The organism is Magnetospirillum fulvum MGU-K5 (genome assembly GCF_000442515.1).
Taxonomy (GTDB): Bacteria; Pseudomonadota; Alphaproteobacteria; order Rhodospirillales; family Magnetospirillaceae; genus Phaeospirillum; species Phaeospirillum fulvum_B.
On record NZ_AQPH01000004.1, the window covers coordinates 55,012 to 81,382 of the forward strand.

Below are 26,371 nucleotides of genomic sequence, written 5' to 3' on the forward strand. Positions count from 1 at the left end.
GTTTTGCTTGGGCGGCGACGTCATCGCGGGCCTTGTGCCGGACCTCCGGTTGTGCTTCAACCCCTACTATCCTAGTCAGGCCGTGGCAGTTTGAACGCCCTCCGGTCTTTCGCGCAAAAAGGAAAAACCGCCAATGAACAAGCTGTCCGCGAGCGGTCAGGCGCTGGTCCTGGCCTTGGGCCTGGTCGCCGCCCCCGCCCTTGCCGCCGACAAGAACACGGTTGTTGCCGTGGTCAACGGGACCGAACTGCGTATGTCGCAGATGGCGGATTTCGCCCGGCAATTGCCTCCGAACCTCGGCCAGCCCCCTTATGAGGCTCTGCTTGAGGTCGTCATCAACAATCAGTTGGTGCTCGAGCAGGCCAAGAAAGAAAAGCTGGACGCCGATCCCGAGGTCAAGGCGGCCCTGAAGCAGGCGGAAAGCTCGCTGATGCGCCAGGCTTGGATCGCCCGTAAGATGCGCTCCGCCGTCAGCGAAGAGGCGGTCCGCGCCCGCTACGACCAATTGGCCAAGGATTTCGTCCCGGCCGAGGAAGTCCACGCCCGCCACATCCTGGTTGAGACCGAAGACGCCGCCAAGGCGGTGATCGCCGATCTCAACAAGGGCGTCGATTTCGCCGATCTGGCCCGCACCAAGTCGAAGGACCCGTCGGGTGCCCAGAATGGCGGCGACCTCGGTTACTTCGCTCAGAAGGACATGGTGCCGGAATTCGCCGCCGCCGCCTTTGCGATGCAGCCCGGTCAGGTGTCGAAGACCCCGGTCAAGACCCAGTTCGGCTGGCATGTCATCAAGGTCGAAGACCGTCGCATGTCGTCGCTGCCCAGCTTCGAACAGGCCAAGGGCCCGATCAGCCAGCAGCTCGCCGAAGTGGTGGCGCAGCAGACGGTGACCGAACTGCGCGACAAGGCGAAGATCAAGCGCTTTGGTCCCGACGGCGCGGCTCTGCCCGAAGGCGACAAGAAGTAATCTGACGTCTGAGGCTTACCCCCGTCGCGGTCCGGTTGCGGGCTCGCGGCGGGGTGTCGGCCTTACCGATCTAGAAATCGGTGGCATAGACCAGGGTTACCCGTCCCAGCGTCACGCCCCATTTCGACACTCTGGCCCGGTTGAGCAGCACGCCCCCGGGTTGCAGAAACATCCAATCCTCGACATTGACCCGCAGCGGAATGCCGAAATAGCTGAGCTTCACGATGTAGCGCAGCGACAGGGCATTGCCTGACGACTGCCCGTTGGCGCTGCCGATCACATCGTTGGCGGTGGCGTTATAGCTGCCATCCTCGCGCCGGGTGATGGCCCATTCCCGCCGCAGAGTTTCGCCGTCGCTGTAAGTGAAGTCCTGCTCGAGTTCGAGCGTCTGGCCGTCCCACCGTCCGATTGTCTCGGCGGTGAATTGGCGACGGATTCGGCCGAAGCGATCCTCGAACATCCCCCAGGCCCGAGCCCGGCCGGTAAAATACTCCTCCAGCCGCAGCGGAGTGGCGGATTCGGCGAAGTCGGACGGCCGCATCCGGATGAAGCTGCGCAGAAAAATCAGCGCAACGACGATGGCAACAAGGGTGAGCAGGGTAGTCATGGTGTCGAACCCTCCATGGCTGTCGGCGGATGATCGAGAGACCGACGAGCCCGTCGGGTCATCGTGACCGGAGCCAGGGCGATTGAGCAAGCGACGATAAATACGGACGGCGGATCGCGCCCACCGTCCGGGCGCTCGGTTCCGGCCGCAAAAGAAAACCGGGAGGGGTGACCCTCCCGGACAAAGTCGGCTGAATGAAAGCGGAGGGAGAACCGAAAGGACTATTGCCCGGTGGTCAGCGACAGGAATTCACGGCGCAGGGCCTGATCGGTCCGGAACGCGCCGATCATCCGGCTGGTGACCATCGACACGCCGGTTTTGTGAACGCCCCGGGTGGTCATGCATTGATGCTGGGCATCGATTACCACCGCGACTCCCTTGGGCTGCAACACCTCTTCGATCGCATTGGCGATCTGGGCGGTCAGTTTCTCTTGAATCTGGAGACGGCGGGAAAATGCCTCGACGACGCGGGCCAGCTTGGAAATCCCCACCACTCGGCGATCGGGCAGATAGGCGACGTGCGCCACCCCCAGGATCGGCACCATGTGATGCTCGCAATGGGATTCGAGACGGATGCCGCGCAGCATCACCATCTCGTCATAGCCATCGGTTTCTTCGAAGGTCCGGGCCAGGATATCCACCGGGTCGGCATCGTAGCCCGAATAGAATTCTTCGTACGAGCGCACGACCCGAGAAGGGGTGTCGATCAAGCCTTCGCGGTCGGGATCGTCGCCAGCCCAGCGGATCAGGGTCCGAACAGCCGTTTCGGCCTCGGCGCGGCTCGGACGGTCTTCGGACCAGGGGCGGTCGGGACGGATCGAAACGGTGGTTGCATTCATCACGAAGGCTCCCTCGTCTGAGTGTTAGTCGTCAGTCCTAGGTGGGGGTGAACCGGCCAAAGTGCCAGGGGGAAAGTTAAAACGATTCGATTCCGCTTCGTTGACAGCCCCTTTTCGCGGAGTATGGTGACCTCCCGTCACCGGGAGTCTTTACAACCAGGAGTCCGCAGATGAGCCCCGCCGCCCTCGAATCGACCATCGACGCCGCCTGGGAGGCGCGCGATACCGTTACTGTTGCCACGCAGGGCGCCGTGCGCGACGCCGTTGAAGCGGTGCTGGACGGGCTCGATAATGGGTCGTTGCGGGTGGCCGAGAAAAAAGACGGGACCTGGGTTGTCAATCAATGGCTGAAAAAAGCGGTGCTGCTGTCATTCCGCCTGACCGATTCCGCCCCGATCCCCGGTGGTCCCGGCGGAGCGTCGTGGTTCGACAAGGTGCCGACCAAGTTCGAGGGCTGGGATGATGCCCGCTTCCGCGCCGCGGGCTTCCGCGCCGTGCCGGGATCGGTGGTGCGCCGCTCCGCCTATATTGCGCCGGGTGTGGTGCTGATGCCGTCCTTCGTCAATCTCGGAGCCCGGGTTGAATCCGGCACGATGGTCGATACCTGGGCCACCGTTGGTTCGTGTGCCCAGATCGGCCGGAACGTCCATCTGTCGGGCGGCGCGGGGATCGGCGGTGTGCTTGAGCCGCTTCAGGCCGGTCCGGTGATCATCGAGGACGATTGCTTCATCGGGGCCCGTGCCGAAGTCGCCGAAGGGGTGATCGTCGAGACCGGGGCGGTGCTGTCGATGGGCGTCTATCTCGGCGCCTCGACCAAGATCATCGACCGCGAAACCGGCGAGACGTTTATCGGACGGGTGCCGCCCTTCTCGGTCGTGGTGCCGGGCAGCCTGCCGGGCAAGCCGCTGCCCGACGGCACGCCGGGACCGAGCCTGTATTGCGCGGTGATCGTCAAAAAGGTCGATGCCCGCACCCGGTCCAAGGTCTCGATCAACGAGCTGTTACGCGATTGAGCGCCGTCTTCGACCCGCTGACGCTGGCCCAGGCGCTGATCCGCCGTCCCAGCGTGACCCCCGAGGATGCCGGGGCGATCGATCTGCTGATCGACGCCCTGACGCCGATGGGGTTCGTCTGCCACGAGATCCGCTCGGCAACCGGCGGGCCGGAGATCCGTAACCTGTATGCCCGCCGGGGAACCGGCGGGCCCAATTTCTGCTTTGCCGGTCATACCGATGTGGTGCCGCCGGGCCAGGGCTGGAGCGTCGATCCCTTTGCCGCCCTGGCGATCGACGGCCGTCTGTTCGGTCGCGGCGCCGCCGACATGAAGGGCGGCATCGCCTGCTTCGTCGCGGCGGTGGCGCAGATGCTGGCCGAGGGCGAGCCGTCGGGCTCGATCTCGTTGCTGATCACCGGCGACGAGGAAGGCCGCGCCATCGATGGCACCGTCAAGGTGCTCGACTGGCTGGCCGCCCGGGGCGAAACGATCGATGCCTGTCTGGTCGGCGAGCCGACCAATCCCCGCCAACTAGGCGAGATGATCAAGATCGGCCGTCGCGGCAGCCTCAACGCCCGGCTGCGGGTGATCGGCACCCAGGGCCATTCCGCCTATCCCCATCTGGCCGACAATCCGATTCCCCGGCTGATCGAAATCCTGCGGCGGCTGACCGAAGCGCCGCTGGATCAGGGCACGCCGCATTTCCAGCCGTCGACCCTGGCCTTGACCACCGTCGATGTCGGCAATCCCGCCACCAACGTCATTCCCGCCGAAGCCCGCGCCGGGTTCAATATCCGCTTCAACGATCTGCATAGCGGCGAGTCGCTGACGCGCTGGATCGAGCAGGTGGCCCGCGAATCCGGGGGGCAGGTCGAGGTGGCGGTCGAAGTGTCGGGCGAGGCCTTCCTGACCCCGCCCGGGCGCTTGTCCGACAGTCTGGTGAGCGCGATCCGCGCCGAAACCGGGCTTACCCCCGAACTGTCTACCAGCGGCGGCACCTCGGATGCCCGCTTCATCCGCTCGGTCTGCCCGGTGGTCGAATTCGGGTTGGTCGGTCAGACCATCCACAAAGCCGACGAACACGTCGCCATTGCCGATCTGGCTGGGCTGACCGCGATCTATCGCCGCGTGCTGGCCGATTGGGTGGGCGCATGATCGGTTTTGCCGAAATCATCCGGTCTGTTTATGGCAGCTGGCTGCTGGCCTGCGGCAAGCCCAGCGGGATGCAATGGTTCGATTCCACGCCGGGTGGGGTGCTGCGCTCGTTCTGGGGACCGGCGCTGGTGCTGCCGGGCGTGCTGGTGCTCCAGGCGCTGGACGGGACCTTCGAAGAAGCCAATCTCGGCTTTGCCCTGGCGTCGCAACTGATCGCCTTTGTCATCGGCTGCACCGCCTTCCCCCTGGTGGTGGCGCAGATTTGCGACCAGATCGGCCGCAGCCAGAACTATTCCCGCTATCTGACCGTCTATAATTGGTCGGCGATCATTCAGATTTCCGCCCTGTTGCCGGTATCGCTGCTGGCCTGGCTGATGCCGGGAACGCCGATGGCCCTGCTCAGTCTGATCGTCACGGTCGGCCTGCTGTTTTATCAGGCCTATCTCGCCCGCGTTGCGCTGGGGGTGACCTATCTCGCCGCCGGTCTGCTGGTGACGCTCGATCTGCTGATCGGAACCCTGGTCCAGACCGCTGCTGATCGCATTGCCGGATAGCGAGTGCTATCGTGCCCGGCATGGATGATCTTCCGTTTGCCCTGCCTGCGTTCGAACCCGGCTCGGTCTGGCTGACCGGCGCGGGGCCTGGCGATCCCGGCCTGTTGACCCTGACGGCGCTGCATGGCCTGCGTCAGGCCGACATCGTGATTCACGACGCCCTGCTTGATCCCCGCCTGCTGCGGCTGGTCCGTCCCGATGCCGTGGTCGAAGCCTGGGGCAAGCGCGGCGGCCGTGCCTCGCCGCATCAAAGCGAGATCACCGCCCGGCTGATCGAATTGGCCCGGCAGGGGCTGCGGGTGCTGCGGCTGAAAGGCGGCGATCCGTTCGTGTTCGGGCGCGGCGCCGAAGAGGCGCTGGCGCTGGCCGCCGCCTCGGTTCCCTTTCGCATCGTGCCGGGGATCACCGCCGGGATCGGCGGGCTGGCCTATGCCGGTGTTCCAGTGACCGCCGGATCGGCCAATTCCGCCTTCGCCTTCGTCACCGGCCATGGTCCCGATGGTGGCTTGCCCGACGATCTCGACCGGGTGGCGCTGGCCCCGGTGTTGGTGGTGTTCATGGGGCTGGCCCATCTGGCCGAGTTCAGCCGCCGTCTGATCGCGGCGGGACGCTCACCTGATGAAGCGTCAGCGCTGGTCGCGTCGGCGGCGACGCCGCGCCAACGGGTGGTCGAGACCCGGCTGGCCGATCTGGCCGAAAGCGCGGAGGCTCACGCGCTCGACCCGCCCGCTCTGGTGGTGGTTGGTCCGGTGGTGGGGTTGCGCGAGCGGCTGGATTGGTGGCGGCCGCTGGCGGAGAGCGGCTGATGCATGACGCGGCGGCGCATTCGGTTTATCGCGAATTGCTGGCCCAATGTGGTGGCGATAGCGGATTGATCGCCACGCTGCTGGTCACCGGGCTGATCGGCGGGTTTATTCATTGCGGCGGGATGTGCGGGCCGCTGGTGCTGGCTCAGGTGATGGCGGGAATCCGTGCGGTTCCGGCCGGGCCGGGGGCAGAGTTGCGGCGGCTGGCCGGGGCGGCGCTGCTGCCCTATCATTTCGGTCGCGTTCTGACCTATGCCGCGCTGGGGGCCGGGGCGGGCGCGGTGGCCGGTCTGGTCCGCGATTTGCCGCTGTTTCGCTGGGTTGCGGTGGCGCTGCTGTTGCTGGCGGCACTGCTGTTGGGCCTGCAAGCCTGGCCGCGCCGGGGCCGGGGCGACTTTGGCGGCCGAGGGGTGGCGGGGCTGGGGCGTCTTGTCCAGCCGTTGTTCGCCGCCCCGACCGGATGGCGGGGCGTTCTGCTCGGTCTGCTGCTCGGCTTTCTCCCCTGCGGGATGGTCTATGCTGCGTTGGCGGCCGCGGCCGCGGCGGGCGATCCGCTTCTGTCGGCCGCCGCGATGCTGGCGTTTGGCATCGGCACGATGCCGGTGTTGATCCTGGTCGCGGCGATCGGCCACGCCGCTTTGGTGCGCTGGCGGCAAAGTCTGCTGCGGGTTGCCCCGGTGTTGCTGCTGCTCAATGCCGGGTGGCTGGGCCTGCTGGCGTTTCGTTTGGCGATGGGATGAGCGAGATGGGTGCACCCGGACTAATCATTTCGGCCCCGTCCTCGGGCAGCGGTAAGACCTCGGTGACGCTGGGATTGCTCCGCGCTTTGGCCCGGCGGGGAGTACGGGTGGGGTCGGCCAAGGTCGGTCCCGATTTCATCGATCCCGCCTTTCACGCCGCCGCCAGCGGCCAAGCCTGTTTCAATCTCGACGGCTGGGCGATGCGCCCCGCCACCCTGGCCGGATTGACGACGCACGTCGGGGCGGGGGTCGATCTGGTCGTCTGCGAAGGGGTGATGGGGCTGTTCGACGGGGCCTTGACCGCACCGGATCAGCCCGACGGCAGCACCGCCCAACTGGCGCTGGCCACTGGCTGGCCGGTGGTGCTGGTGCTGGACGGGCGCGGAATGATCGCCTCGGCGGCGGCAGTGTTGGCCGGGTTCGACCGGCTGCGGCCCGGTCCGGGGCTGGCCGGTGTCGTGTTCAATCGGGTCCGTTCTTCACGCGCCCAGGCCGCGATCGAAAGCGCCTGCCGGGCCGCCTGTCCCGATGTCGCGCTGCTGGGCTTTTTGCCGCCCGCTCCGGCGCTGGAGATGAAAAGCCGTCATCTCGGGCTGGTCCAGGCCTGCGAGCGGCCCGATCTCGACGCCTTTCTCGACGGTGCCGCCGCTCTGGTCGAGGCCCATCTCGACCTTGACCGTCTGTGTGCCCTCGCCCGCCCGGCCCGGCTGTCCGCGTCGGCTCCGGCCGTGCCGCTGCCGCCGTTGGGTCAGCGGATCGCCCTGGCCGCCGATGCCGCCTTTGCCTTTGCCTATCCGGCAACGCTGGACGGCTGGCGCGCCGCCGGGGCCGAAATCGTTCCGTTCTCGCCCCTGGCCGATCAGGGGCCGGACCCTGCCGCCGACGCGGTCTATCTTCCCGGCGGCTACCCTGAGCTTCATGCCGGTCTGCTGGCGGGCAACCAGGGCTTTCTGGGCGGTCTCCGCGCCGCCGCCGACCGGGGCGCGGCTCTGTTCGGCGAGTGCGGCGGCTATATGGTGCTGGGGCGCGGGATCGAGGACGAGACGGGAACCCGCCACGCGATGGCCGGGTTGCTCGGGCTGGAAAGCTCGTTCGCCCGGCGGCGGCTTCACCTCGGCTATCGCCGTGCCGTGCTGGAATGCGCGGGCGCGTTGGGTGTGGTCGGGGCGGTGTTTCGTGGCCACGAATTTCATTACGCCTCGGTTCTGGCCGAGGAGGGGGAGGCGCTGTTCACGGTATCCGGGGCTGACGGTGCCGGGCTGGGCCGCTGTGGGCTTTGCTCCGGCACCGTCGCCGGGTCGTTCGTTCACCTGATCGACCGGGACGAAGGCGTCGCTACACCGCCTTGACGGTGACGTAGCTGCCGGGAGCGTCCTCGATCACCGGAAGCGGGCCGTCGCCGGGCTGGCGCACCGCGACCTGCGGTCCGGCGTTCTTCTCGACCCAGCTCTGCCAATCGGTCCACCACGATCCTGGGTTTTCCGTTGCGCCCGCCAGCCAAGCCTCAGGGGTTTTGGCCTTTTTGGCATTGACCCAGTAAGTGTATTTGTTGGCGACGGGGGGATTGACCACGCCCGCGATATGACCCGAAGCCGACAGCACGAAGCGGACCGGGCCGGAGACGTGGCGGGTCAGCGAGAAGGTGCTTTGCCACGGCGCGATATGGTCCTCGCGGGTCGACAGCAGGTAGATCGGGGTCTTGATCGCGCCCAGATCGATCGGGATGCCGTCGATTTCGATCCCGCCCGGCTCGATCAGCTTGTTCTCCTGATACATCTTGCGCAGATAGAAGCTGTGCATCGCCGCCGGCATCCGGGTCGAGTCCGAATTCCAGTACAGCAGATCGAACGGGAACGGGTCCTTGCCCAACAGGTAATTGTTGACGACGAACGACCAGATCAGGTCGTTGGCCCGCAACATGTTGAAGGTGGTGGCCATGTCGCGACCGTCGAGGAAGCCGGTCTGCGACATCCGCGCTTCAAGGCTGACCAATTGCTCTTCATCGATGAAGATGCCGAGCTCGCCCGGCTCCTTGAAGTCGGTCATCGTCGCGAGCAGGGTGGTCGAGACGATGCGATCGTCCCCTTTTGCCGCCAGCCAGGCCATGGTGCAGACCGTCAGGGTGCCGCCCAGGCAATAGCCGACCAGATTGGCCCGGCGCTGGCCGGTGATCTGCTCGATCGCGTCGAGCGCGGCCAGCGGACCTTCGTGCATGTAATTGCCAAAGGTCTTGCCCCCCAGCGATTCGTCGGGATTGACCCACGAAATCACGAAGACGGTGTGGCCCTGATCGACCGCCCATTTCAGGAAGGAATTTTTCGGCCGCAGATCGAGGATGTAATATTTGTTGATCCACGGCGGCACCACCAGCAGCGGCGTTTCGAACGTCGTGGGCGTGGTCGGGGTATATTGGATCAATTGCATCAGGTCGTTTTGGAAAACGACCTTGCCCGGCGTCACCGCGATGTTCTCGCCGACGCGGAAGGCGTCGTAATCGGTCATCCGGATCGCCAGACTGCCCTTGCCGCGCTCCAGATCGCCCAGCAGATTGTCGAGACCCTTCAGCAAGTTCTCGCCGCCGGATTCGACGGTAGCCCGCAATACTTCGGGATTGGTCAGGACGAAGTTGCTGGGAGACATCGCATCGACGAACTGGCGGGTATAGAAATCGACCTTCTTGGCTGAACGCTCGTCCAGACCCTCGACCCCACGGACGACGTTTTGCATCCACCGCGCCGACAGCAAATAGGATTGCTTGATGTAGTCAAAGACCTCGTTGTCGTTCCACATCTGGTCCTTGAAGCGGCGATCGCCGGAATCCGGGGCTACCACCGGATCGGTCTTTTGCCCCAGCATCCGCAGCGTGGTGTTTTGCCACAGCGCGGCATAATCCTGCCACAGCGACACCTGCGCCTCGACGATCTTGGCCGGATCGCTGATGATCCGGGTCGTCATCTCAAGGAAGGCATTGCCGATGTTGAGCGGGTCGAGCGAAGCGATCGTCGGATCGGCTGCCTGACGAGTAATGAAGTCACTGACGAGACGTTGGCTGCGTTCGGCGATGCTGGTCATTGCCGATGAAAATTCGGAGGGATCGAGCAGCTTGGTTCCCGCGACCTTTGGATCGGTCATTTCGCACCCCATGGATGTTGCAGGAAGAAACGCCGCCGCCACCGGCCACGCCGACCGGTCCGGAGGGGGACGAGAAAATCGTCCTCTCTTTACACGTTACACACAATCTATATACTTTCTATCGCCCGCCTGATAAACGTGAACTTGCCGTAAATCCCGGCAGAGACCAATTTCTGTTGTCCTTATCGGGGGTCGCCGTCCCACCATGTTCGAGTCCATCGAGATCATGCGCCGCAATCTCCGGCGCCGGATGCTCGCGGTCGGCACCAGCGTCGCCACGGCTGCGTTGATTTCTGGTTGCTCGTGGGTGCCCGACGCTTTGAACCCGGTCGAGTGGTACCGGGGGATCGCCGGATCTTCGAACGACGAGGTCAGCGCCTCTGATATCGCCGCTCCCCGCCGGTCGGGTGGAAAAAGCGACGAGACCAACGCCCAGGGTGTCGGCCGTGGTCTTGCCGCCGACCGTGACAACGCCAAATATGCCAGCGCCTCCCGCCGCGAACCCGCGCCGACCAAGCAGCTGGCCCGCCGTACTGTCGTCGCTCCGGTCCAGACCGCCGACGCGACCCCGCCGGTTCCGGCTGTACCCGCACCCGCGCCGGTGGTAGCGTCACCGTTGCCGGTTCCGCCCGGTGCGACCTCGGCCAGCGTGGCTGCCTCGACCGCCGCTCCGGCTGCCGTGCGTGAAATGCCGTCGCTCGACCGTCAGATGCGGACCGCCCGCGACGAAGGCCCCAGCGCCGCCCCGACCCAAATTGCCAGCGCGCCACCGCCCCGGCCCAATATTCCCGAGACGGTGCCGACCCGCCGCAGCACCCTGGTCGATCATTACCAGCAGCGCCTGAACGAATCCTCCGCCGCCACGGCCAAGAGCGGGACGTTCGATTCGGTGCCGCCGCCCCGGCCGGACTCGTCTTACGCGCAACCGGCCTCGGCCTATGCGGTCCCCGCCAATGCTCCGATCACCTATCGGAGCCAGCAGCCGCTGCCCGCCGCATCCTTCGCGTCGCCCGACGACGTGGCCCCGGTGCTGATCCCGCCGCGCGGCGTGCGCGGGGCCAAGGGGGCGGTGTTGCCGCCCGCTCCTGCCGCCAGCTTTGTCGTTGCGTCGTTCCGTCCTGATTACGATGGCGGATTGAGCGCGGACAACCTGTCCCAATTGCGCGATGTCGCCGCTCTCAACCGTCGCTCTGGCGGCGTGATCCGGCTGGACGGTCAGATCGAACCGGGCACGGCGCGGCGGATCGTCGCGGCCTTGGCCCAGATGGGCGTTCCCTCGCGCAAGATCCGGGTCGCCCCGGATTCGTCTGGCGTGGACGAGGGCGGCGAGGTCCGGATCTCGATCGATTACTAACCGTTCCCGTTGCGGAAAAGGGGGCGACGCTTAACGGAAAGGCGTGCCCTTGGTGGCGCGCCCAGAGCGGAGGTGCCGTGACAGGGGGGCCAAGAGGGTCTAAACAAGGGAACCGTTTGTCGTCCCGGGGTCTGGGAATGAAACTAAAACTGTCGCGTGCCTATATCGCGTTTGCCCACGACGTTGTCATGGCCGCGTCCTCGTTTCTCGCCTCGCTTTATTTGCGGCTGGGCGACGCCATGTGGTCGATGTGGAGCAATGGCGACCTGCTGGTCGGGACCGCTTTGTTCGTTGCGGTGGCGATTCCGGTGTTCCTGTCGCTCCGGCTTTATCGTGGGGTGTGGCGCTATGCCTCGACCAACGACATGGCCGGATTGCTGCGCGCCTCGACGCTGACGATCCTGGTCTTCACCGTGGTGCTGTTCCTGGTCAACCGGCTGGAGACGGTGCCGCGCTCGGTGCTGATCATCAATTGGTTCGTTCTGCTGACCCTGCTGGGTGGCCCGCGCTTTTTCTACCGCAGCCTGAAGGACCGCCGTCAGGCTCAGCGCGCCTTTAATTCCGAGGCGATTCCGGCCCTGTTGGTCGGAGCCGGGGACGAAGCCGAATTGTTCATCCGCGCCACCCGCTCGGCCGACGCCGAATACCGCGCCGTCGGTCTGGTCAGCGAACGGGGCGCCAGGGTCGGGCGCAATATCCACGGAATCGATGTGTTGGGCTCGATCGACGAGCTTGACGCGGTGGTCGAGCAATTGAAGGGGCGCGGTCAGGCCCCGCAACGGCTGATTATCACCGATCATCGGCTGGATGGGGCGATTGTCCGCGAATTGTTCGATGCCGCCGACCGTCTGGGGATGGTTTTGGGGCGGATTCCTCGCCTGACCGACCTCAAGGACGGTCTGGGCGACGAGATTCCGATCCGCCCGATCGCGGTTGAGGATTTGCTGGGACGGCCGCAACAGGCGCTTGATCGCTCTGGGCTGGAGGAATTGATCCGGGGGCGCCGGGTGATGGTCACCGGAGCGGGCGGCAGCATCGGCTCGGAACTGGTGCGCCAGATCGCCGCGTTCGCGCCCGAGCGTCTGGTTCTGTTCGAAGCCTGCGAGTTCAACCTCTATTCGATCGACCAGGAACTGAGCGCGCGGCCCGACGCGCCGCAGGTGATACCGCTGCTGGGCGATGTCCGCGATGCCGGTCGGGTTGGTCAGGCGATGGCGGAGCACCGCCCCGATCTGGTGTTCCACGCCGCCGCTCTGAAGCATGTGCCGATGGTCGAGCACAATCCCGAGGAAGGACTCCTGACCAACGCGGTCGGGACCCGCATCGTCGCCGACGCCTGTATCGAGGCCGGAACGGCGCTGATGGTGCAGATTTCGACCGACAAGGCGGTCAACCCCACCAATGTGATGGGCGCGTCGAAGCGTGTGGCGGAAATGTACGCCCAGGCACTTGATCTCGCCGCCGGGCAGCGGCCGGGCGGCACCCGCTTCGTTACCGTCCGCTTTGGGAATGTGCTGGGTTCGACCGGCTCGGTGGTGCCGCTGTTCCAGCGCCAGTTGGCCACGGGCGGGCCGATCACCGTCACCCATCCCGACATGACCCGCTATTTCATGACGGTGCGCGAAGCGGTCGAACTGGTGCTGCATGCCTCGCAATTCGGGGCGCGTAACGCCGATTATCGCGGCAAGATTTTCGTGCTCGACATGGGCGAGCCGGTGCGGATCGTCGATCTCGCCCGTCAGATGATCCGGCTGGCCGGGCTGCGGCCCGATCGCGACATCGCGATCACCTTTACCGGCCTGCGTCCCGGTGAAAAGCTGTTCGAGGAAATTTTCCACGGGGCCGAGCCGCCGGTGGCGACCGGTCAGCCCGGTCTGCTGGTGGCGACGCCGCGCGCCGTCGATGCCGAGGCGCTGGGCCGGGCGATCGACGAATTGCGCCAGTCTTGCCGGTCCCGTCAGGTCGAAATGGCGCTGGGCATCCTGCGGCGGCTGGTGCCGGAATATAAGCCCAACGGGCAGGCGCCGGTCGCTCCGGCCCTGGCCGATGCTTCGTCTGGCGGCGACGAGGCCCGGTGATGGTGCCGGGTGATCTGCTCCCCGGTGCCGTCGCGGCGGGCGCCTCGTTCGCCCTGACCGGACTGGCGACCCGTCAGGTGCTGGGCTGGCTGACCCGCAAACAGATTCTCGACCGCCCCAACGAACGCTCCAGCCACACGATCGCGGTGCCGCGTGGTGGCGGGATGGCGGTCACCCCTATCGCCGTCCTGGTGTGGATCGCGGCGGCGGTGTGGTCTGGACAAAGCACCTTCCTGATCCTGGCCGGGCTGGCGCTGGGGCTGATGGGGCTGTCCTGGCTGGATGACCGCCAGGGACTGCCGCCGCTCCCCCGTTTTGCCGCCCATGCCCTGGCGGTGGTGGCGGGGCTGTCGCTGCTTGGGTCCGATCAGATGGTGTTCCAGGGGCTGGTGCCGCTGTGGGCCGATCGCCTGCTGGCCGGACTAGGCTGGCTGTGGTTCGTCAATCTGTACAATTTCATGGATGGGATCGACGGCATCACCGGCACCGAGACCGCCTGTGTCGGCGTGGGGATCGCCGTGGTGAGCGTGATTGCCGGGTTGGGGCTGGGCTCCCTGCCCTTCGCCCTGGCGCTGGCCGCTGCCGGTCTGGGCTTTCTGCTGTGGAACTGGCCGCCGGCGCGGATATTCCTGGGCGATTGCGGCTCAATTCCGCTCGGCTTCCTGCTGGGCGCGCTGCTGGTTGGGCTGGCCGCGCAAGGGCAGGTCGTCGCCGCTTTGATCCTGCCCGCTTATTACCTTGCCGATGCGACGATCACCCTGCTGTGGCGGGCGCTTGACCGCGAGCGGATCTGGCAGCCGCACCGCCGCCATTTCTATCAGCGGGCGGTGCGTGGCGGCCGCTCTCATGCCGATGTGACCCGGGCGATCCTGGTCGGCAATCTGGCCCTGATCGGCTGGGCCGCTCTGGCTGCCGCCGGGTTTCCCGCCTGGGCTGGTGGTGGCGCGGCGCTGACTGTCGCGCTGCTGCTGGGGCTGTTGACCCGCTGGGCCAAGGGGATCGTGCGATGACAATCGTAGTAACCGGAGCCAATGGCTTTGTCGGGCGTCCGCTCTGTGCCGACCTCGCCAAGGCCGGACACGACATCCTCGCCGCAGTACGGCCCCACGCTGCTTTGTCCGAAGGCATCAAGCGCTGCTCCGTCGCCGGGCTGGCAGCCTCGACCGATTGGAGCGCGGCCCTAGCCGGGGCGGATTCGGTGGTTCATCTCGCCGCCCGCGTCCATGTGATGCACGATACCAGCGCCGATCCGCTGGCCGAGTTCCGTGCCGCCAATGTCGCCGGAACCCTGGCCCTGGCCGAGCAGGCAGCGGCGGCGGGGGCGCGTCATCTCGTTTTCCTCAGTTCGATCAAGGCCAACGGCGAAGAAACCACGGCGACCCCGTTCGGTCCCGAAACAGCCGCGCCGGTCGATCCCTATGGGATATCGAAGCTCGAAGCCGAACAGGGTCTGGCCGCCCTCGCCGCCCGGACCGGGTTGGCGGTAACGGTGTTGCGCCCGCCGTTGGTGTACGGGCCGGGGGTGAAGGGTAATCTGCGCCGTCTGCTCCAGGCGGTCGATCGCGGCTTGCCGCTGCCACTCGGCTGTGTGGATAATCGCCGCGCCCTGATCGGAGTAGGGAATCTGACCGCTGCGATCGGCCGCGCCCTCGCCTGCCCCCCTGCCCCCGGCGTCTGCCGCCGCTATACCCTGTGCGATGGCGAAACGGTCTCGACCCCCGGTCTGATCCGCCGCCTTGCCGTCGCGCTGGAGCGTCCGGCGCGGTTGCTGCCGGTGCCGGTCGGCTGGCTGCGTCTGGCCGGGCGGCTCACCGGGCGGTCGGCGGCGATTCAGCGGCTGACCGGCTCGCTCGAAATCGACGATCGCCTGATCCGCGCCGAGTTGGACTGGACCCCGCCGGTCAGCCTCGAATCCGGGCTGGCGGCGATGGCGGCGTGGTGGCGCGCCGACAAAGCGGCCGCGTCGTAGGGGGCGCCTTGGGGGCTTGCGCCATCAATGACTTAACCGTTCCGGCCCGGCATCAGTCGGCGGTAAGACAGCGCCTCGGCGATATGGAGGCGGTTGACCCGCTCCACCACTTCCAGATCGGCCAGGGTGCGCGCCACCCGTAACACCCGGTGCCAGCCCCGCGCCGACAGCCGCATCCGTTCGGCGGCCTCGGTCAGCAGGCGACGGCCCGCCTCGTCCGGGGCGGCGACCGCTTCGAGCAGCGCGCCATCGGCCTCGGCATTGGTGCGGATCGGCTGGTCGCGATAACGCTCGGCCTGGATCGCCCGGGCGGCGGCGACGCGGGCGGCGACCTGCTCCGATCCCTCGGCGGCGGGCGGCAGAGCCAGATCGGCCGGGCTGACCGCCGGAACCTCGACATGAAGGTCGATGCGGTCGAACAACGGTCCCGAAATCCGCGCCTGATAATCCTGGCCGCATTTCGGCGCCTTGGTGCAGGCTAGCGCCGGGTCGCCCAGATGGCCGCAGCGGCAGGGATTCATCGCTGCTACCAATTGGATGCGGGCGGGGTAGGTGACGTGGGCGTTGACGCGGGCGACGACGGCGCGTCCGGACTCAAGCGGCTGGCGCAACGCTTCCAACGCCGCGCGTTGGAATTCGGGCAATTCGTCCAGGAACAGTACGCCGTGATGAGCCAGCGAGACTTCGCCCGGCTTGGCCCGTAGCCCGCCGCCGATCAGCGAGGGGACGGAGGCGGAATGATGGGGATCGCGAAAGGGACGGCGGCGCAGCAGCTTCCCCTCGGCCAGATGCCCGGCGACCGAGTGGATCATGCTGACCTCCAACGCCTCAGCCGGTTCCAGCGGCGGCATCAGTCCGGGCAGGCGGGCGGCCAGCATCGATTTGCCCGATCCCGGCGGCCCGATCATCAGCAAATTGTGGGCTCCGGCGGCGGCGATTTCCAACGCCCGCTTGGCGGTTTCCTGCCCCTTGATGTCGCGTAGATCGGGCAGGGATTCGGTATCTTCGGCAATCCGTGGCTCGGGCGGCGAGAGAACCTGACTCCCCTTGAAATGATTGATCAGCGCCAGCAGCGAGGACGGGGCCAGTACCTCGATCTCTCCAGCCCAGGCCGCTTCGCCGCCTTGGACGCCGGGGCAGATCAGCCCCTTCTCGGCGGTGCGGGCGGCGATCGCGGCGGGCAGGACCCCGGCGACCGGGGCGATCCGCCCATCGAGGCCCAGTTCGCCCAGCGAGACATAGCCCTCGATCTCGTCGGGCGGCAGCACTCCCATCGCCGCCAGCAGCCCCAGCGCGATGGGAAGATCGAAATGGCTGCCTTCCTTCAACAGATCGGCGGGGGCAAGGTTGACGGTGATCCGTTTCGGCGGCAGAGCCAGCCCCAGCGCGTTGAAAGCGGCGCGCACCCGTTCCCGGCTTTCCCCCACCGCCTTATCCGGCAGCCCGACGATGGTAAAGGCGGGCAGTCCGGCGGCGATCTGAACCTGAACATCGATGTCGAGGCAATCGATTCCGGCAAAGGCAACGGTAGGGGCGTGGGCGGTCATCGGAATCCAGACAAGCGGCGGTCAGCGAACAATCGTTCCGGTTATTATGGAGGGGGCACCCTGCCCTGAAAAGAATCTTTCCCCGCCCGCTCCAGCAGTGCCGTGCGCAATGCGTCAAGGCTGTGGACCAGAAAATCGGGGGCGTGCGCGGCCAGGGCGTCGCCGTCGGTATAGCCCCAACTGACCGCCCCGGTTGTGATCCCACAGGTGCGGGCGGCCTCGATGTCGCGGATTTCGTCGCCGACGGCGATGGTCTGGGCGGCGGCGAGGCTGGCCCGGCGCAGCACCGTCTTTAGCCGCCCCGCTTTGCCGAACACGCCCGCACCGCAATCGAGATGATCGAAGCGGGCCAGGATGTCCGGCCCCAGAATGCGGCGGACATTGGTGGCGGCGTTGGAGCTGACCAGGGCGAGGCGCAGCCCGCTGCGGGACAGATCGTCCAGCAAGGTAGGCACGCCGGGGAACAGGCGGATGTCGGCTTTGGCTTGCAGACTGCGCATGTGGGCGGCGACCAGCGGCAGCTTCCAGCGCGGCAGGCCGAGGCGGTCGAGGATCTGCCGGGCGTCGAGCTGACGGAAATCCGCCACCTCTTCCGGCCGAATCCGGCGGAAATGATAGCGTTTGGCGACGTCGTCGAGCTGGGCGAGGAACCAGCCGAACGAATCGGCCAAGGTGCCGTCGAAATCGAAGATCACCATTCGGGCGGTCATGATCGGGAACTCCGCGAAGGGGGCGTGCCGGGTCCGTTCTGTGCCGCAACGAGTTTGACTACATTCGTCGGTGCAGGCAAAACCGACAACCGCGTTCGCAGTTTTCAAGGGGCGGCCGCCGCCCTCGTCAACACCATGTGCAGTCAGAGGGCGGCGGACCTTTTTAAAATCAATCTCTTGGCGTTGCGGCCCGCTTGGCCTCGATCGCGTCCCAGATCAGCCCGGCGAGGTTGACGCCGTCAAAGCGGTCGATCTGGCGGATGCCGGTGGGCGAGGTGACGTTGATCTCGGTCAGGTAATCGCCGATCACGTCGATCCCGACGAAGATCAGGCCGCGTTCTTTCAGGGTCGGGCCGATCGCGGCGCAGATGTCGCGCTCGCGGGCGGTCAGCGCCGAGGGCCGGGCCTCGCCCCCGACATGCAGGTTCGAGCGGGCTTCACCCGCCGCCGGAACCCGGTTCAGCGCCCCGACCGGCTCGCCATCGACCAGGATGATCCGCTTGTCGCCTTGGCGGACTTCGGGCAAATAACGCTGAATCATCAAGGGCTCGCGCGAAAGCTGGCCGAACAGGTCCAGCAGCGAGTTGATGTTTTCGTCCCCGGGCGGCAGATGGAACACCCCGGCGCCACCATTGCCGAACAGCGGTTTCAGGATGATGTCGCGATGTTCGGCGCGGAAGGCGGCGATCGCGGCGCGGTCGGAACTGATCAGCGTCGGCGGCATCAAATCGGGAAAGCGGGTGACCAGCAGCTTTTCCGGGGCGTTGCGGACCTCGGTGGGGTCGTTGACGACCAGGGTGCGGGGGTGGATGTGGTCAAGCAGGTGGGTCGCGGTGATGTAGGCCAGATCGAACGGCGGGTCCTGGCGCATCAGCACGACATCGACGCTGGCCAGATCAATCCGTTCCGGCGCGCCCAGGGTGAAGTAATCGTCGGCCTGGGCGCGAACCGACAGCGGCCGGACCTGGGCCTCGACGGTTCCCGCCCGCCAGGATAGGTCGGTCGGCAGGTAATGCAGCAGGGAGTGGCCGCGCCGCTCCGCCTCCAGCGCCAGGGCAAGGGTGGAATCGGCCGCGAAATCGATCGATTCGATCGGGTCCATCTGGATGGCGACGACAAGGCTCATCGGGGGGGGCTCCTAACGGAAAATCAGTGCGGCCGGGACTTCAATTCGGCCATCAGGGACAAGGCCCGCGCCCGGGCCGGGAGGTCGGAGGTGCGGATCACGAACTGTTCCAGCGCGGCGACGGCTCCGCGCGGGTTGCCCTGGCGCAGATGCATCAACCCGGCTTCGCGCCACAGCGGTGGCAAATCGGGGGCGATCAGCAGCAGCCCTTCGACCAGCGCCAGCGCCCGGTCCAGTCGCCCCAGTCGCAACAGACGCTGTTTCTGCGTCATCTGGACCCGGACCAGCAAAGCGCGATTGTCGAGCGGGGTGAAGTGCGACGGCTCCAATTCGTGCGCCAGTCCGCGCACCGCCTTCAGCAAGGCGCGTAAATCGGGGGTGTCAAGCCGCCGCGACGCATCGGCGGGGTTGAGGATCAGGCGGCGACCGGATTCGTCCTCGATCCGCAGCAGCAGGCGGCAGGGAAAGGCCAGCGCCTCGGCGTTCAGCCCGGCGCGGCGGGCGATGTCGAGCATCACCAGCCCCAGCGAGTCGGGATCGCCGCACCGGCGCTCGATCACCGCGCACAGATCGCCGTCTTCGTCCTCGTCTCTTTCGTCAACACGCGGCTGAAAGCCGTGGCGGCACAGAACCGCTCCGGTCAGGGCGGCGGCATGGCGTTCGACCGTCGCGCCATCGCTCTCGCCGTTTTGGGCCGCGGCGCGGACGGTGTCAGCCAGGGTAGACAGATCGGCCAGATGGCTCGGGATTGCCGCCAGCGCTCCCGGACGGGCCTGCGCGGCCAGCCACAACGCCGTCTCGACCGGCGCGATCGCCGCATCGTCCTGCCGACCCAGATCGGCCAGACGCCGTCGCAGACCGGCCGCGTCGGTCATCAGCCACCGGTCCGGCGAGGATCGTTTTTCAGGCGGATATGGTTGACCACCCGGCGGACTCCGTTGATGTCGCGGGCATGGGCGATAACGCGCTCCATCTCGGTGTCGTTCTGGGCGATCCCCAGCACATAGACCACCGCGTCGCTGACATCGACGACGAAATTGATGTTGCGGATATCGGAATCGCCCAGCATCCGGGTCTTCATTTTCTGCTGAATCCACAGATCGTTGGCCGAATTGCCGCCCGGCTCGTCGTCGCCGCGCACGACGATTTCGTTATAGACCTCGCGCACACCGGCGACCTGTCCCACCAGTTCGGCGGCGTCGTTGCGGTTTTTCTCGGTCGGCACCACCCCGGTCAGCATCACCCGGCCTTCGCTGATGTTGAGGGTGACCTTGCGGTACATCTCGACATCGCGGTCGAACCATTTCTGATTGATCGCAGTGCGAATCTTCAGATCGTCGATCGATCCGCCCATCCCTCGCTCTTCGGCGGCGGCAACGCCGGTGGTGGCTCCCGCGCCGATCAGAATCGGGATACAGCCCGACAGCAGACCCGCCAGCGCGGTTGCGACCAGAACAATCGGCAGAGGGCGCGGAAGGGGCACGGTCTGATCCTCCGAAAGCGTACAAAGCAATTGGCCCGCAGTTTAGAGGCAAGCGGCGGTTCCAGGAAGAGTGCTGTTCATGCCCCTCAGTCGCCGGGCGCCGCCTCTGGCGGCTTGGCTTTCGCTTGCGCGGGCTACATGCCCCTCAGTCGTCGGGGGCGGGGCGCTCCGTTAATCCCCGACGCGCCAAGCGTCGGGGAGATGGCGGGGCAGCCGACCCGGCACCAGCAGCATCAGGTCAAAACGCAGATCGCATCCTGCCAAAGCGGGATGGCGGGCAAGGAAGGCCGCCGCACCCCGTTCGATCCGCCGCCGTTGCGCCGGGGTCAGGGCCTGGGCCGCCTGCTCCAGGCTGGGGCGGGATTTGACCTCGACAAAGGCGACCACCGCACCGCGTCGGACGATCAGATCGACCTCGCCCGCACCCGATCCGCGTCCGGTGACCGCGCCCCGGCATAGCAGGCGATAGCCTTTCAGACTCAGCCACAGCGCCGCGACCGTCTCGGCCATCCGCCCCCGTCTGTGGGCAGCGCGGCGAGCGGAATCGGGCCGGGCCGGAGGGGCTGGGTCCCTCACTCTTCGTTGCTGCCCCGGAACAGCCGCAGCGCCAGGGCATAGACCTCGCGGCGGGGATGCCCGGTCTCGGCGGCGATCAGAGCGGCGGCATCCTTCAGGCTGGCTCCCCCCTCGATCTCCTGACGCAGCCGGGTTTCGACATCCATTGCGCTGGGGGCCTCGGCCGCGCCGGGTGGAGCGGCAACGATCACCACCTCGCCACGCGGCGGGGTCACGGCAAAGCGGGCGGCCAATTCCGAGAGAGGACCGCGCACGACTTCCTCGTGCATCTTGGTCAGTTCGCGGGCCAGCGCCGCTTCGCGGTCGCCCAGCACCGCCGCCATATCGGCCAGGGTCTCGGCGGCACGGTGGGGGGCTTCGTAGAGGACCAGGGTGGCGGGCGCGGCCGCCAGTTCCTGCAATGCCGCCCGCCGCTTGGCCCCACGCGGCGGCAGGAATCCGGCGAACAGAAACCGTTCAACGGGCAGGGCGGACAATTGCAGCCCGGTCAGCACCGCCGAGGCTCCCGGTAGGGCGGTGACGGCGATGCCGCGTTCGACGCAATCGCGCACCAGCCGATAACCGGGATCGGACACCAGCGGGGTTCCGGCATCGGACACCAGCGCCACCACCGCGCCTTGTTCCAGCTTGGCCAGCAGCGCCGGGCGGGCCTGATCGGCATTGTGATCGTGATAGGGGGTCAGGCTGGCCTTCAGCCCCAGCAGGCGCAACAGCTTGCCGGTGACCCTTGTATCCTCGCAGGCGACCAGATCGGCGGCGGACAGCACGTCGAGGGCCCTCAGCGTGATGTCGCGCAAATTCCCGATGGGGGTGGCGACAAGATAAAGCCCCGCCGCCGGTTTACTTCCGCGTCCCCACGGGCTAATTTCGCCGGACGTTTCCGCGGCGGCGTCTTCGCCGCCCGCTTCGTCCAGGGAGGGTTGCTTTGCGCCGGTCCGCGTTTCGGTGGCGCCGTGTCGCTGCCTTGTCATGGCTTACCGCTTTCCTGGTGCTTTCGGGCTGTCAACAGGCGGCAGAGGTATCATCTTGGGCGCTGGGAACCAAGCCCGCATCCCGAACTGCGGTGCCGCCGCCCTCTGCGCCGCCGGTTCAGGCTGCCCCCGCCCCTACCCTTCCCGAGCCGCCGCCGCTGCCTGAGCCCGCCCCGGTTCCGGCTCCGGCCGCTTCGGCCCCGCTGGCGCTGACCGCGCCCAAGGCGGCGAAAACCGAGTCGCGGGCGGCGTTGCTGCTGCCGCTGTCGGGTCCGCAGGCCGCGACCGGACTCGCGTTGTCGAATGCCGCCCAGCTGGCGCTGTTCGAGATCGCGGATTCCCATTTCAGCCTGATTCCGCTCGATACCAAGGGCACCGCCGACGGCGCCGCCGCCGCGATGGCCCAGGCGGTGGCCCAGGGTGCCGATATCATCCTCGGCCCGGTGTTCAGCTTCGAGGTCAAGGCGGCCGCGCCGCTGGCCCTTGAAAATGCGCTGCCGATGCTGGCTTTCACCACCGATGCCACCGTCGCCGGGAACGGCATCTATGCGCTTGGCTATCTGCCCGGTCCCCAGGTGGCCCGGGTGATCGCCCATGCCCGCGATCAGGGCCGCCGCCGCATCGCCGTGCTGGCCCGCTCCGACGAATATGGTCGTGCCGTTGCCGATGCCGCTCAGCAGGCGGCGTCGAACCTGGGGGTCGATCTGATCGCGGTCGAATATTACGATCCGGCCCAGACCGACTTCACCGCGCTGGTCAAACGGCTGGCCGCCCGCCGTCCGGCTCCGGGCGAGAAAGCGGCTTATGACGCGATTCTGATCGGTGATGATGGGGTGCGGCTGCGCAACCTCACCTCGCTGCTGTCCTACTACCTGACCGCGGGCGAGCCGCCCCGGCTGCTGGGCACCCTGCTGTGGGACGATCCCCGGCTGGCGTCCGAGCCGTCTTTGATCGGTGGCTGGTATCCGGCTCCGCCGTCTTCCTCCTACGAGGCGTTCGAACAGCGCTATACCAAGGCGTTCGGGCCGATCCCCGCCCGTGTCCCCGGTCTGCTGGCCGGGATCGCCTATGACGCCACCGCTCTGGCGGCGTTGATGGCCCGGCAGGGACACGGTGATTACAGCGCGGATTCGCTGCAATCCCCGCTGGGCTTTCTGGGGGCGGGTGGGTTGTTCCGCCTGACACCGGCTGGGCTGGCCGAACGCGGGTTGGCGATCCGCGAGATCACCCCGCAAGGGGCGCGGGAAATCGCTCCGGCCCCGGCGACGTTCTAGAAAACACGGGCTCGAACGGACCTGGGGGGCTGTGCGCCCCCCAATCCACCGCATCGGGAGGCGGTGCCTCCCGAACCCTCTGTTTTATTGATAATCATATGGGTCCGGGCGATCGCCCGGCAGCGTAGCGTGCGTTTTTCCGACCAAGCGGCGGGCGGACTACCACAATTTGGTGGAGACCCACCACGCCGCCGCGCCGACCGTGCCCGCCGCCGGAATGGTGATGACCCAGGCGACAACGATGTTGGCGGCGATATTCCACCGCACCGCCGACAGCTTGCGGGCGGCACCGACGCCAACAATCGCGCCGGTAATGGTATGGGTGGTCGAGACAGGAATCCCGGCCCAGGTGGCGGCGAACAGGGTGATCGCTCCGCCGGTTTCGGCACAGAAGCCCTGAACCGGCTTCAGGTCGGTGATCTTCGATCCCATCGTCTTGACGATGCGCCAGCCGCCGAACAGCGTTCCCAGACCCATCGCCACCTGACAGACCACCGCGACCCAGATCGGGACGTGGAAGGTCGGACCCAGCATCCCCTGGCTGAACAGCAGAATCGCGATGATGCCCATCGTCTTCTGGGCATCGTTGCCGCCATGGCCCAGCGAGTACATTGCCGCCGAGAAGAATTGCAGCACGCGGAAGCGGCGATCGACGGCAAACGGGGAGGTGCGGCGGCACAGCCACGACACCGCCAGGATCAGCAACATCGCCAGGACCAGCCCGATCAGCGGCGATAGCACGATCGCCGACCCGGCTTTGATGAAGCCCGAGGTGACCAGGGCGGAAAACCCGCCCTTGGCGATCCCGGCTCCGGCGATCCCGCCGATCAAAGCGTGGGAACTGGACGAGGGAATCCCCAGCACCCAGGTGACGATATTCCACAAGATCGCCCCGGCCAGCGCCCCAAAGATGATGTGAGTGTCGATCAGGTTGGGTTCGACGATGCCGGTGCCGATGGTCGCGGCGACGTGCGGCGCGAAGAACAGCAAGGCTGCGGTGTTGAAGAAGGCTGCCCACGCCACGGCGTATTTGGGCGACAACACCCGGGTCGAGACCACGGTGGCAATTGAATTGGCCGAATCGTGGAGACCATTCAGGAAATCGAACACCAGGGCGACAAAAACCAAACCCACGATGATCGGCAGAGCGACGGATCCGTCCATGGTGCGTCAGACCAACTCGATCACAATGGTTTCGACGACGTTGGCGACATCTTCAAAGCGGTCGGTGACCTTTTCGAGCCGCTGATAGACTTCCTTGCGGGCGATCAGCCGGACCGGGTCGCGCTCGGAAGCGAACAGACCGCGCAGGCCGTCACGCTGGCGCTGGTCGGCGATGCTTTCTTCCTGTCCGATCGCCTCGCACAGCCGGTTGATCTCGTCGGCGTTGCGGGTGGCCTGCTGCAACATCGGGATCGCCTGGACCAGCAGACCGGCACAGGCGGAAATTCCGGCGGCCAATTCACGCATGTCCTGGCTGAAATCGCGCACCCCGTACAGATCGACGCGCTGGGCCACCTCTTCGATTCCGTCGACGGTGTTGTCCATCGTGGTGATCAGCTTGTGAATCTGATCGCGGTCGAAGGGGGTGATGAAGCTGCGGTGGAGGGCCTGAAGCGTTTCGCGGGTGATCTTGTCGGCTTCCCCCTCGATCTCTGTGATGCGGTGAAAGTGAAGGTTCATGTCGGCCCCTTCGGCCATCATGTCTTCCAGCGCGCGTGCGGCTTCGAGGATTTTCGCCGAATGCGCTTCGAACAATTCGACGAATCGCTCTTCGCGCGGCATCAGCGACCGAAACAGGCGAAAGAACATCAACCAGGCCCCCGACAGTTCCAGATGTGCCCGCGAACGAGCGCCGTCTGCATATCATACATGACCGAGCCGTTACAGGCGGTTCCACAGGCGATAGCGGATTCGCCCAAGATCGGATTTTCCGATGGGGGCGGATCGCGTTTACGCCTCTTGTGCCCGCCCGAAAGGACTTCTACCCTCGACCGGGTTGAAATCCTGTCGCGGGAGTTCGGGTCATGCGCCGCCTCGCTTTTGCTGCTGCTGGCGTGGTTGCGGCCACGCTGCTTTGCTTGCCCGGTTCCACCGCCTTGGCCGCCGGGGCCGAAGAGGGCGAGGTCGTCGTCAGCACCTGGGTTTTCGTTTCTCCCGGCATGTCGGAAAAGCGCGGCTGTCGAATCCGGGTGGTGGTCGAAAATTTCACTCCGGTCTCGATCGGCTATTCCGGCAAATACCGCACCATTCTTAAAGGAAACGAAAAAGACGCCTGGTTCGTCACCACCTCGCGCATCCCGCCCAAGGGCAAGACCGAGCGGCTGTATTCCTGCGTCCTTCTGGGCGACACGCTTGAACTCGACCGCACCAGCGATAACGGATATCCCCGCATTTGTGAGGTCGACGGCGAAAATACAAGCCCCTGCCCGTTCAAAGCGCGGCAGGTGTCGAACATTGCGATTTCCGGCCATTAGGCCGCCGCCCAAAAGGGAAGACGAGACAGATGCGGACGGTTCTGGTTGGTAACATCAAAGGTGGATGCGGCAAGACCACCGTGTCCACCCACCTTGCCGCCGCCTTTGCTGCCGAAGGATATGTCACCGCGATCGGCGATTGCGACCGCCAGGGGTCCAGCCTGAACTGGCTGCGGCGGCGTGATCCGGCGCTGGCGACGATCCAGGGGCTCGATTGGGCCAAGGAGGTCGGCGACACCCCTAAGGGCCTGGAGCGGCTGGTGATCGACGCCCCGGCGGCGATGCATCACAAGGATGTCGAGGCGCTGATCGAGATCAGTGACATCATCGTTGTGCCGGTGCTGCCTGGCGCGTTCGACGAAGACGCGACCGCCCGCTTCCTTGAACGCCTGTCGAAGGTCAAGGTCGTGCGCAAGAACAAGCGGGTGGTGGCCGTGCTGGGAAACCGGCTGCGTCCCGGCACCCGGGCCAGCGACCGTCTCGACGGGTTCTTCGGCGGTCTGGGTTTTCCGGTGGTGGCGCGGCTGCGCGACACCCAGCTTTATCCGAGTGTGGCGGCGCGGGGATCAAGCGTGCTGGAAAGCGGGGAAAGCCGGGCCAAAGCCTATGCTGCCGAATGGGCCCCCCTGCTCGATCTGGTCATCGGATCGGGATCGAAATAGATCGGAAAAACGGGACCGGGCCAGAGGTGGCCTCGGTCCCGTTGTGTCCTTGATCTCTTAATTCGCCTTGGCGCGACGGCGCGGGGCGGCTTTCGGCTTGTCCTCGGCCGACGCGGCCTTGGCCGCCTTCGGTTTCGCGGTCCGGGTCTTGGCCGGGGCGGGCGGCTCGACCTCAACCGACGATCCGGTCAGACGCTGTTCAGCTGCCAACCAGAAATCCAGATCGCGGCCAACGGGTTTACCTGCCTCAACCCACAGGTGATAGGCAAGATCCCGCACCTCGGCTTCGGAATTCTGGGTCATAGCCCCTCCTGGCACTTAGTTATCGATTCACCCCAACTCTAGCGTAC

At 66.3% G+C, this 26,371-nt stretch carries 27 protein-coding genes; 14 read left to right on the plus strand and 13 right to left on the minus strand.

The genetic code is table 11. The features are described 5' to 3' along the window. Positions 1-133: 133 nt before the first annotated feature. A complete protein-coding gene (locus tag K678_RS02030) occupies positions 134-967 on the plus strand; it encodes a peptidylprolyl isomerase (RefSeq protein ID WP_021130793.1) in 834 nt (277 codons plus the stop codon). A gap of 70 nt (positions 968-1,037) precedes the next feature. On the opposite strand, the gene K678_RS02035 is transcribed toward K678_RS02030, so the two are convergent. Both K678_RS02035 and folE read right to left on the minus strand, forming a co-directional pair. Beyond that, positions 1,038-1,574, minus strand: coding sequence for a DUF3833 domain-containing protein (locus tag K678_RS02035; protein WP_021130794.1), 537 nt, complete (start codon positions 1,572-1,574; stop codon positions 1,038-1,040). A gap of 221 nt (positions 1,575-1,795) precedes the next feature. Then, a complete protein-coding gene (gene folE / locus K678_RS02040; protein WP_021130795.1) occupies positions 1,796-2,413 on the minus strand; it encodes a GTP cyclohydrolase I FolE in 618 nt (205 codons plus the stop codon). Between the two features lie 170 nt (positions 2,414-2,583). Here folE and dapD point away from each other — a divergent pair, with 170 nt between their 5' ends. From dapD to K678_RS02070, 6 genes are read left to right on the plus strand one after another with little or no spacing between them, the layout of a single operon-like run. After that, entirely contained in the window at positions 2,584-3,426 is an 843-nt protein-coding gene (gene dapD / locus K678_RS02045) for a 2,3,4,5-tetrahydropyridine-2,6-dicarboxylate N-succinyltransferase (RefSeq protein WP_021130796.1), read from the plus strand. After that, positions 3,423-4,562 (plus strand): succinyl-diaminopimelate desuccinylase, encoded by a 1,140-nt coding sequence (dapE, locus tag K678_RS02050; protein WP_021130797.1) that lies wholly within the window; start codon positions 3,423-3,425, stop codon positions 4,560-4,562. Before dapD ends, dapE begins: the two co-directional genes overlap by 4 nt. Further along, positions 4,559-5,116 (plus strand): hypothetical protein, encoded by a 558-nt coding sequence (locus K678_RS02055; RefSeq protein WP_021130798.1) that lies wholly within the window; start codon positions 4,559-4,561, stop codon positions 5,114-5,116. The genes dapE and K678_RS02055 overlap by 4 nt, the downstream gene beginning before the upstream one ends. 20 nt (positions 5,117-5,136) lie before the next feature. Beyond that, entirely contained in the window at positions 5,137-5,922 is a 786-nt protein-coding gene (gene cobA / locus K678_RS02060; RefSeq protein ID WP_021130799.1) for a uroporphyrinogen-III C-methyltransferase, read from the plus strand. Further along, positions 5,922-6,662 (plus strand): sulfite exporter TauE/SafE family protein, encoded by a 741-nt coding sequence (locus tag K678_RS02065; RefSeq protein ID WP_021130800.1) that lies wholly within the window; start codon positions 5,922-5,924, stop codon positions 6,660-6,662. The genes cobA and K678_RS02065 overlap by 1 nt, the downstream gene beginning before the upstream one ends. Next, positions 6,659-8,011 (plus strand): cobyrinate a,c-diamide synthase, encoded by a 1,353-nt coding sequence (locus tag K678_RS02070; RefSeq protein WP_039851817.1) that lies wholly within the window; start codon positions 6,659-6,661, stop codon positions 8,009-8,011. The genes K678_RS02065 and K678_RS02070 overlap by 4 nt, the downstream gene beginning before the upstream one ends. Here the strand turns inward: K678_RS02070 and K678_RS02075 are convergent. Continuing rightward, complete coding sequence (locus K678_RS02075) at positions 7,998-9,794, minus strand: PHA/PHB synthase family protein (RefSeq protein WP_021130802.1); 1,797 nt, start codon at positions 9,792-9,794, stop codon at positions 7,998-8,000. The two genes, K678_RS02070 and K678_RS02075, sit on opposite strands and share 14 nt — an antisense overlap. A 205-nt stretch (positions 9,795-9,999) precedes the next feature. Between K678_RS02075 and K678_RS02080 the strand changes: the two genes are divergently transcribed. The 4 genes from K678_RS02080 (at position 10,000) to K678_RS02095 (ending at position 15,195) form a co-directional block, all read left to right on the plus strand. Then, complete coding sequence (locus K678_RS02080) at positions 10,000-11,148, plus strand: hypothetical protein (protein WP_021130803.1); 1,149 nt, start codon at positions 10,000-10,002, stop codon at positions 11,146-11,148. Between the two features lie 137 nt (positions 11,149-11,285). Further along, a complete protein-coding gene (locus K678_RS02085) occupies positions 11,286-13,226 on the plus strand; it encodes a polysaccharide biosynthesis protein (protein WP_051185810.1) in 1,941 nt (646 codons plus the stop codon). Continuing rightward, positions 13,226-14,236, plus strand: coding sequence for an MraY family glycosyltransferase (locus K678_RS02090; RefSeq protein WP_021130805.1), 1,011 nt, complete (start codon positions 13,226-13,228; stop codon positions 14,234-14,236). The genes K678_RS02085 and K678_RS02090 overlap by 1 nt, the downstream gene beginning before the upstream one ends. Continuing rightward, complete coding sequence (locus tag K678_RS02095) at positions 14,233-15,195, plus strand: NAD-dependent epimerase/dehydratase family protein (RefSeq protein ID WP_021130806.1); 963 nt, start codon at positions 14,233-14,235, stop codon at positions 15,193-15,195. Before K678_RS02090 ends, K678_RS02095 begins: the two co-directional genes overlap by 4 nt. A gap of 32 nt (positions 15,196-15,227) precedes the next feature. On the opposite strand, the gene K678_RS02100 is transcribed toward K678_RS02095, so the two are convergent. The 7 genes from K678_RS02100 to rsmI form a co-directional block, all read right to left on the minus strand. Continuing rightward, a complete protein-coding gene (locus K678_RS02100) occupies positions 15,228-16,742 on the minus strand; it encodes a YifB family Mg chelatase-like AAA ATPase (protein ID WP_021130807.1) in 1,515 nt (504 codons plus the stop codon). Between the two features lie 44 nt (positions 16,743-16,786). Continuing rightward, the gene (locus K678_RS02105; protein WP_021130808.1) at positions 16,787-17,452 is read right to left on the minus strand and encodes an HAD-IA family hydrolase; all 666 of its coding nucleotides are present in this window, start codon (positions 17,450-17,452) and stop codon (positions 16,787-16,789) included. Positions 17,453-17,621: 169 nt separating this feature from the next. Beyond that, positions 17,622-18,578: a glutathione synthase gene (gshB, locus tag K678_RS02110; RefSeq protein ID WP_021130809.1), complete on the minus strand. Its 957-nt coding sequence runs from the start codon at positions 18,576-18,578 to the stop codon at positions 17,622-17,624. Between the two features lie 23 nt (positions 18,579-18,601). Beyond that, entirely contained in the window at positions 18,602-19,453 is an 852-nt protein-coding gene (locus K678_RS02115) for a transglutaminase family protein (RefSeq protein ID WP_021130810.1), read from the minus strand. Continuing rightward, entirely contained in the window at positions 19,453-20,061 is a 609-nt protein-coding gene (locus K678_RS02120) for a BON domain-containing protein (RefSeq protein WP_021130811.1), read from the minus strand. The genes K678_RS02115 and K678_RS02120 overlap by 1 nt, the downstream gene beginning before the upstream one ends. Positions 20,062-20,232: 171 nt before the next feature. Further along, positions 20,233-20,637 carry a YraN family protein gene (locus K678_RS02125; protein ID WP_039851820.1) on the minus strand — a complete coding sequence of 135 codons (405 nt, stop codon included), beginning with the start codon at positions 20,635-20,637 and terminating at the stop codon, positions 20,233-20,235. After that, positions 20,634-21,608, minus strand: coding sequence for a 16S rRNA (cytidine(1402)-2'-O)-methyltransferase (gene rsmI, locus K678_RS02130; RefSeq protein ID WP_021130813.1), 975 nt, complete (start codon positions 21,606-21,608; stop codon positions 20,634-20,636). The genes K678_RS02125 and rsmI overlap by 4 nt, the downstream gene beginning before the upstream one ends. A gap of 92 nt (positions 21,609-21,700) precedes the next feature. On the opposite strand from rsmI, the gene K678_RS02135 reads away from it, so the two are divergent. Then, the gene (locus K678_RS02135; RefSeq protein ID WP_021130814.1) at positions 21,701-22,882 is read left to right on the plus strand and encodes a penicillin-binding protein activator; all 1,182 of its coding nucleotides are present in this window, start codon (positions 21,701-21,703) and stop codon (positions 22,880-22,882) included. 159 nt (positions 22,883-23,041) lie between these two features. Here K678_RS02135 and K678_RS02140 read toward each other — a convergent pair whose 3' ends face one another. Both K678_RS02140 and K678_RS02145 read right to left on the minus strand, forming a co-directional pair. Continuing rightward, positions 23,042-24,046, minus strand: a complete 1,005-nt coding sequence (locus K678_RS02140; protein ID WP_021130815.1) for an inorganic phosphate transporter — start codon at positions 24,044-24,046, stop codon at positions 23,042-23,044. A 6-nt stretch (positions 24,047-24,052) separates the two neighbouring features. Further along, positions 24,053-24,694: a DUF47 domain-containing protein gene (locus tag K678_RS02145; RefSeq protein ID WP_021130816.1), complete on the minus strand. Its 642-nt coding sequence runs from the start codon at positions 24,692-24,694 to the stop codon at positions 24,053-24,055. Positions 24,695-24,909: 215 nt separating this feature from the next. Here K678_RS02145 and K678_RS02150 point away from each other — a divergent pair, with 215 nt between their 5' ends. Further along, entirely contained in the window at positions 24,910-25,359 is a 450-nt protein-coding gene (locus K678_RS02150; protein ID WP_021130817.1) for a hypothetical protein, read from the plus strand. Between the two features lie 29 nt (positions 25,360-25,388). After that, positions 25,389-26,021: a ParA family protein gene (locus K678_RS02155; protein ID WP_021130818.1), complete on the plus strand. Its 633-nt coding sequence runs from the start codon at positions 25,389-25,391 to the stop codon at positions 26,019-26,021. A 57-nt stretch (positions 26,022-26,078) separates the two neighbouring features. On the opposite strand, the gene K678_RS02160 is transcribed toward K678_RS02155, so the two are convergent. Then, a complete protein-coding gene (locus tag K678_RS02160; protein ID WP_021130819.1) occupies positions 26,079-26,324 on the minus strand; it encodes a DUF2934 domain-containing protein in 246 nt (81 codons plus the stop codon). Positions 26,325-26,371 lie beyond the last annotated feature (47 nt).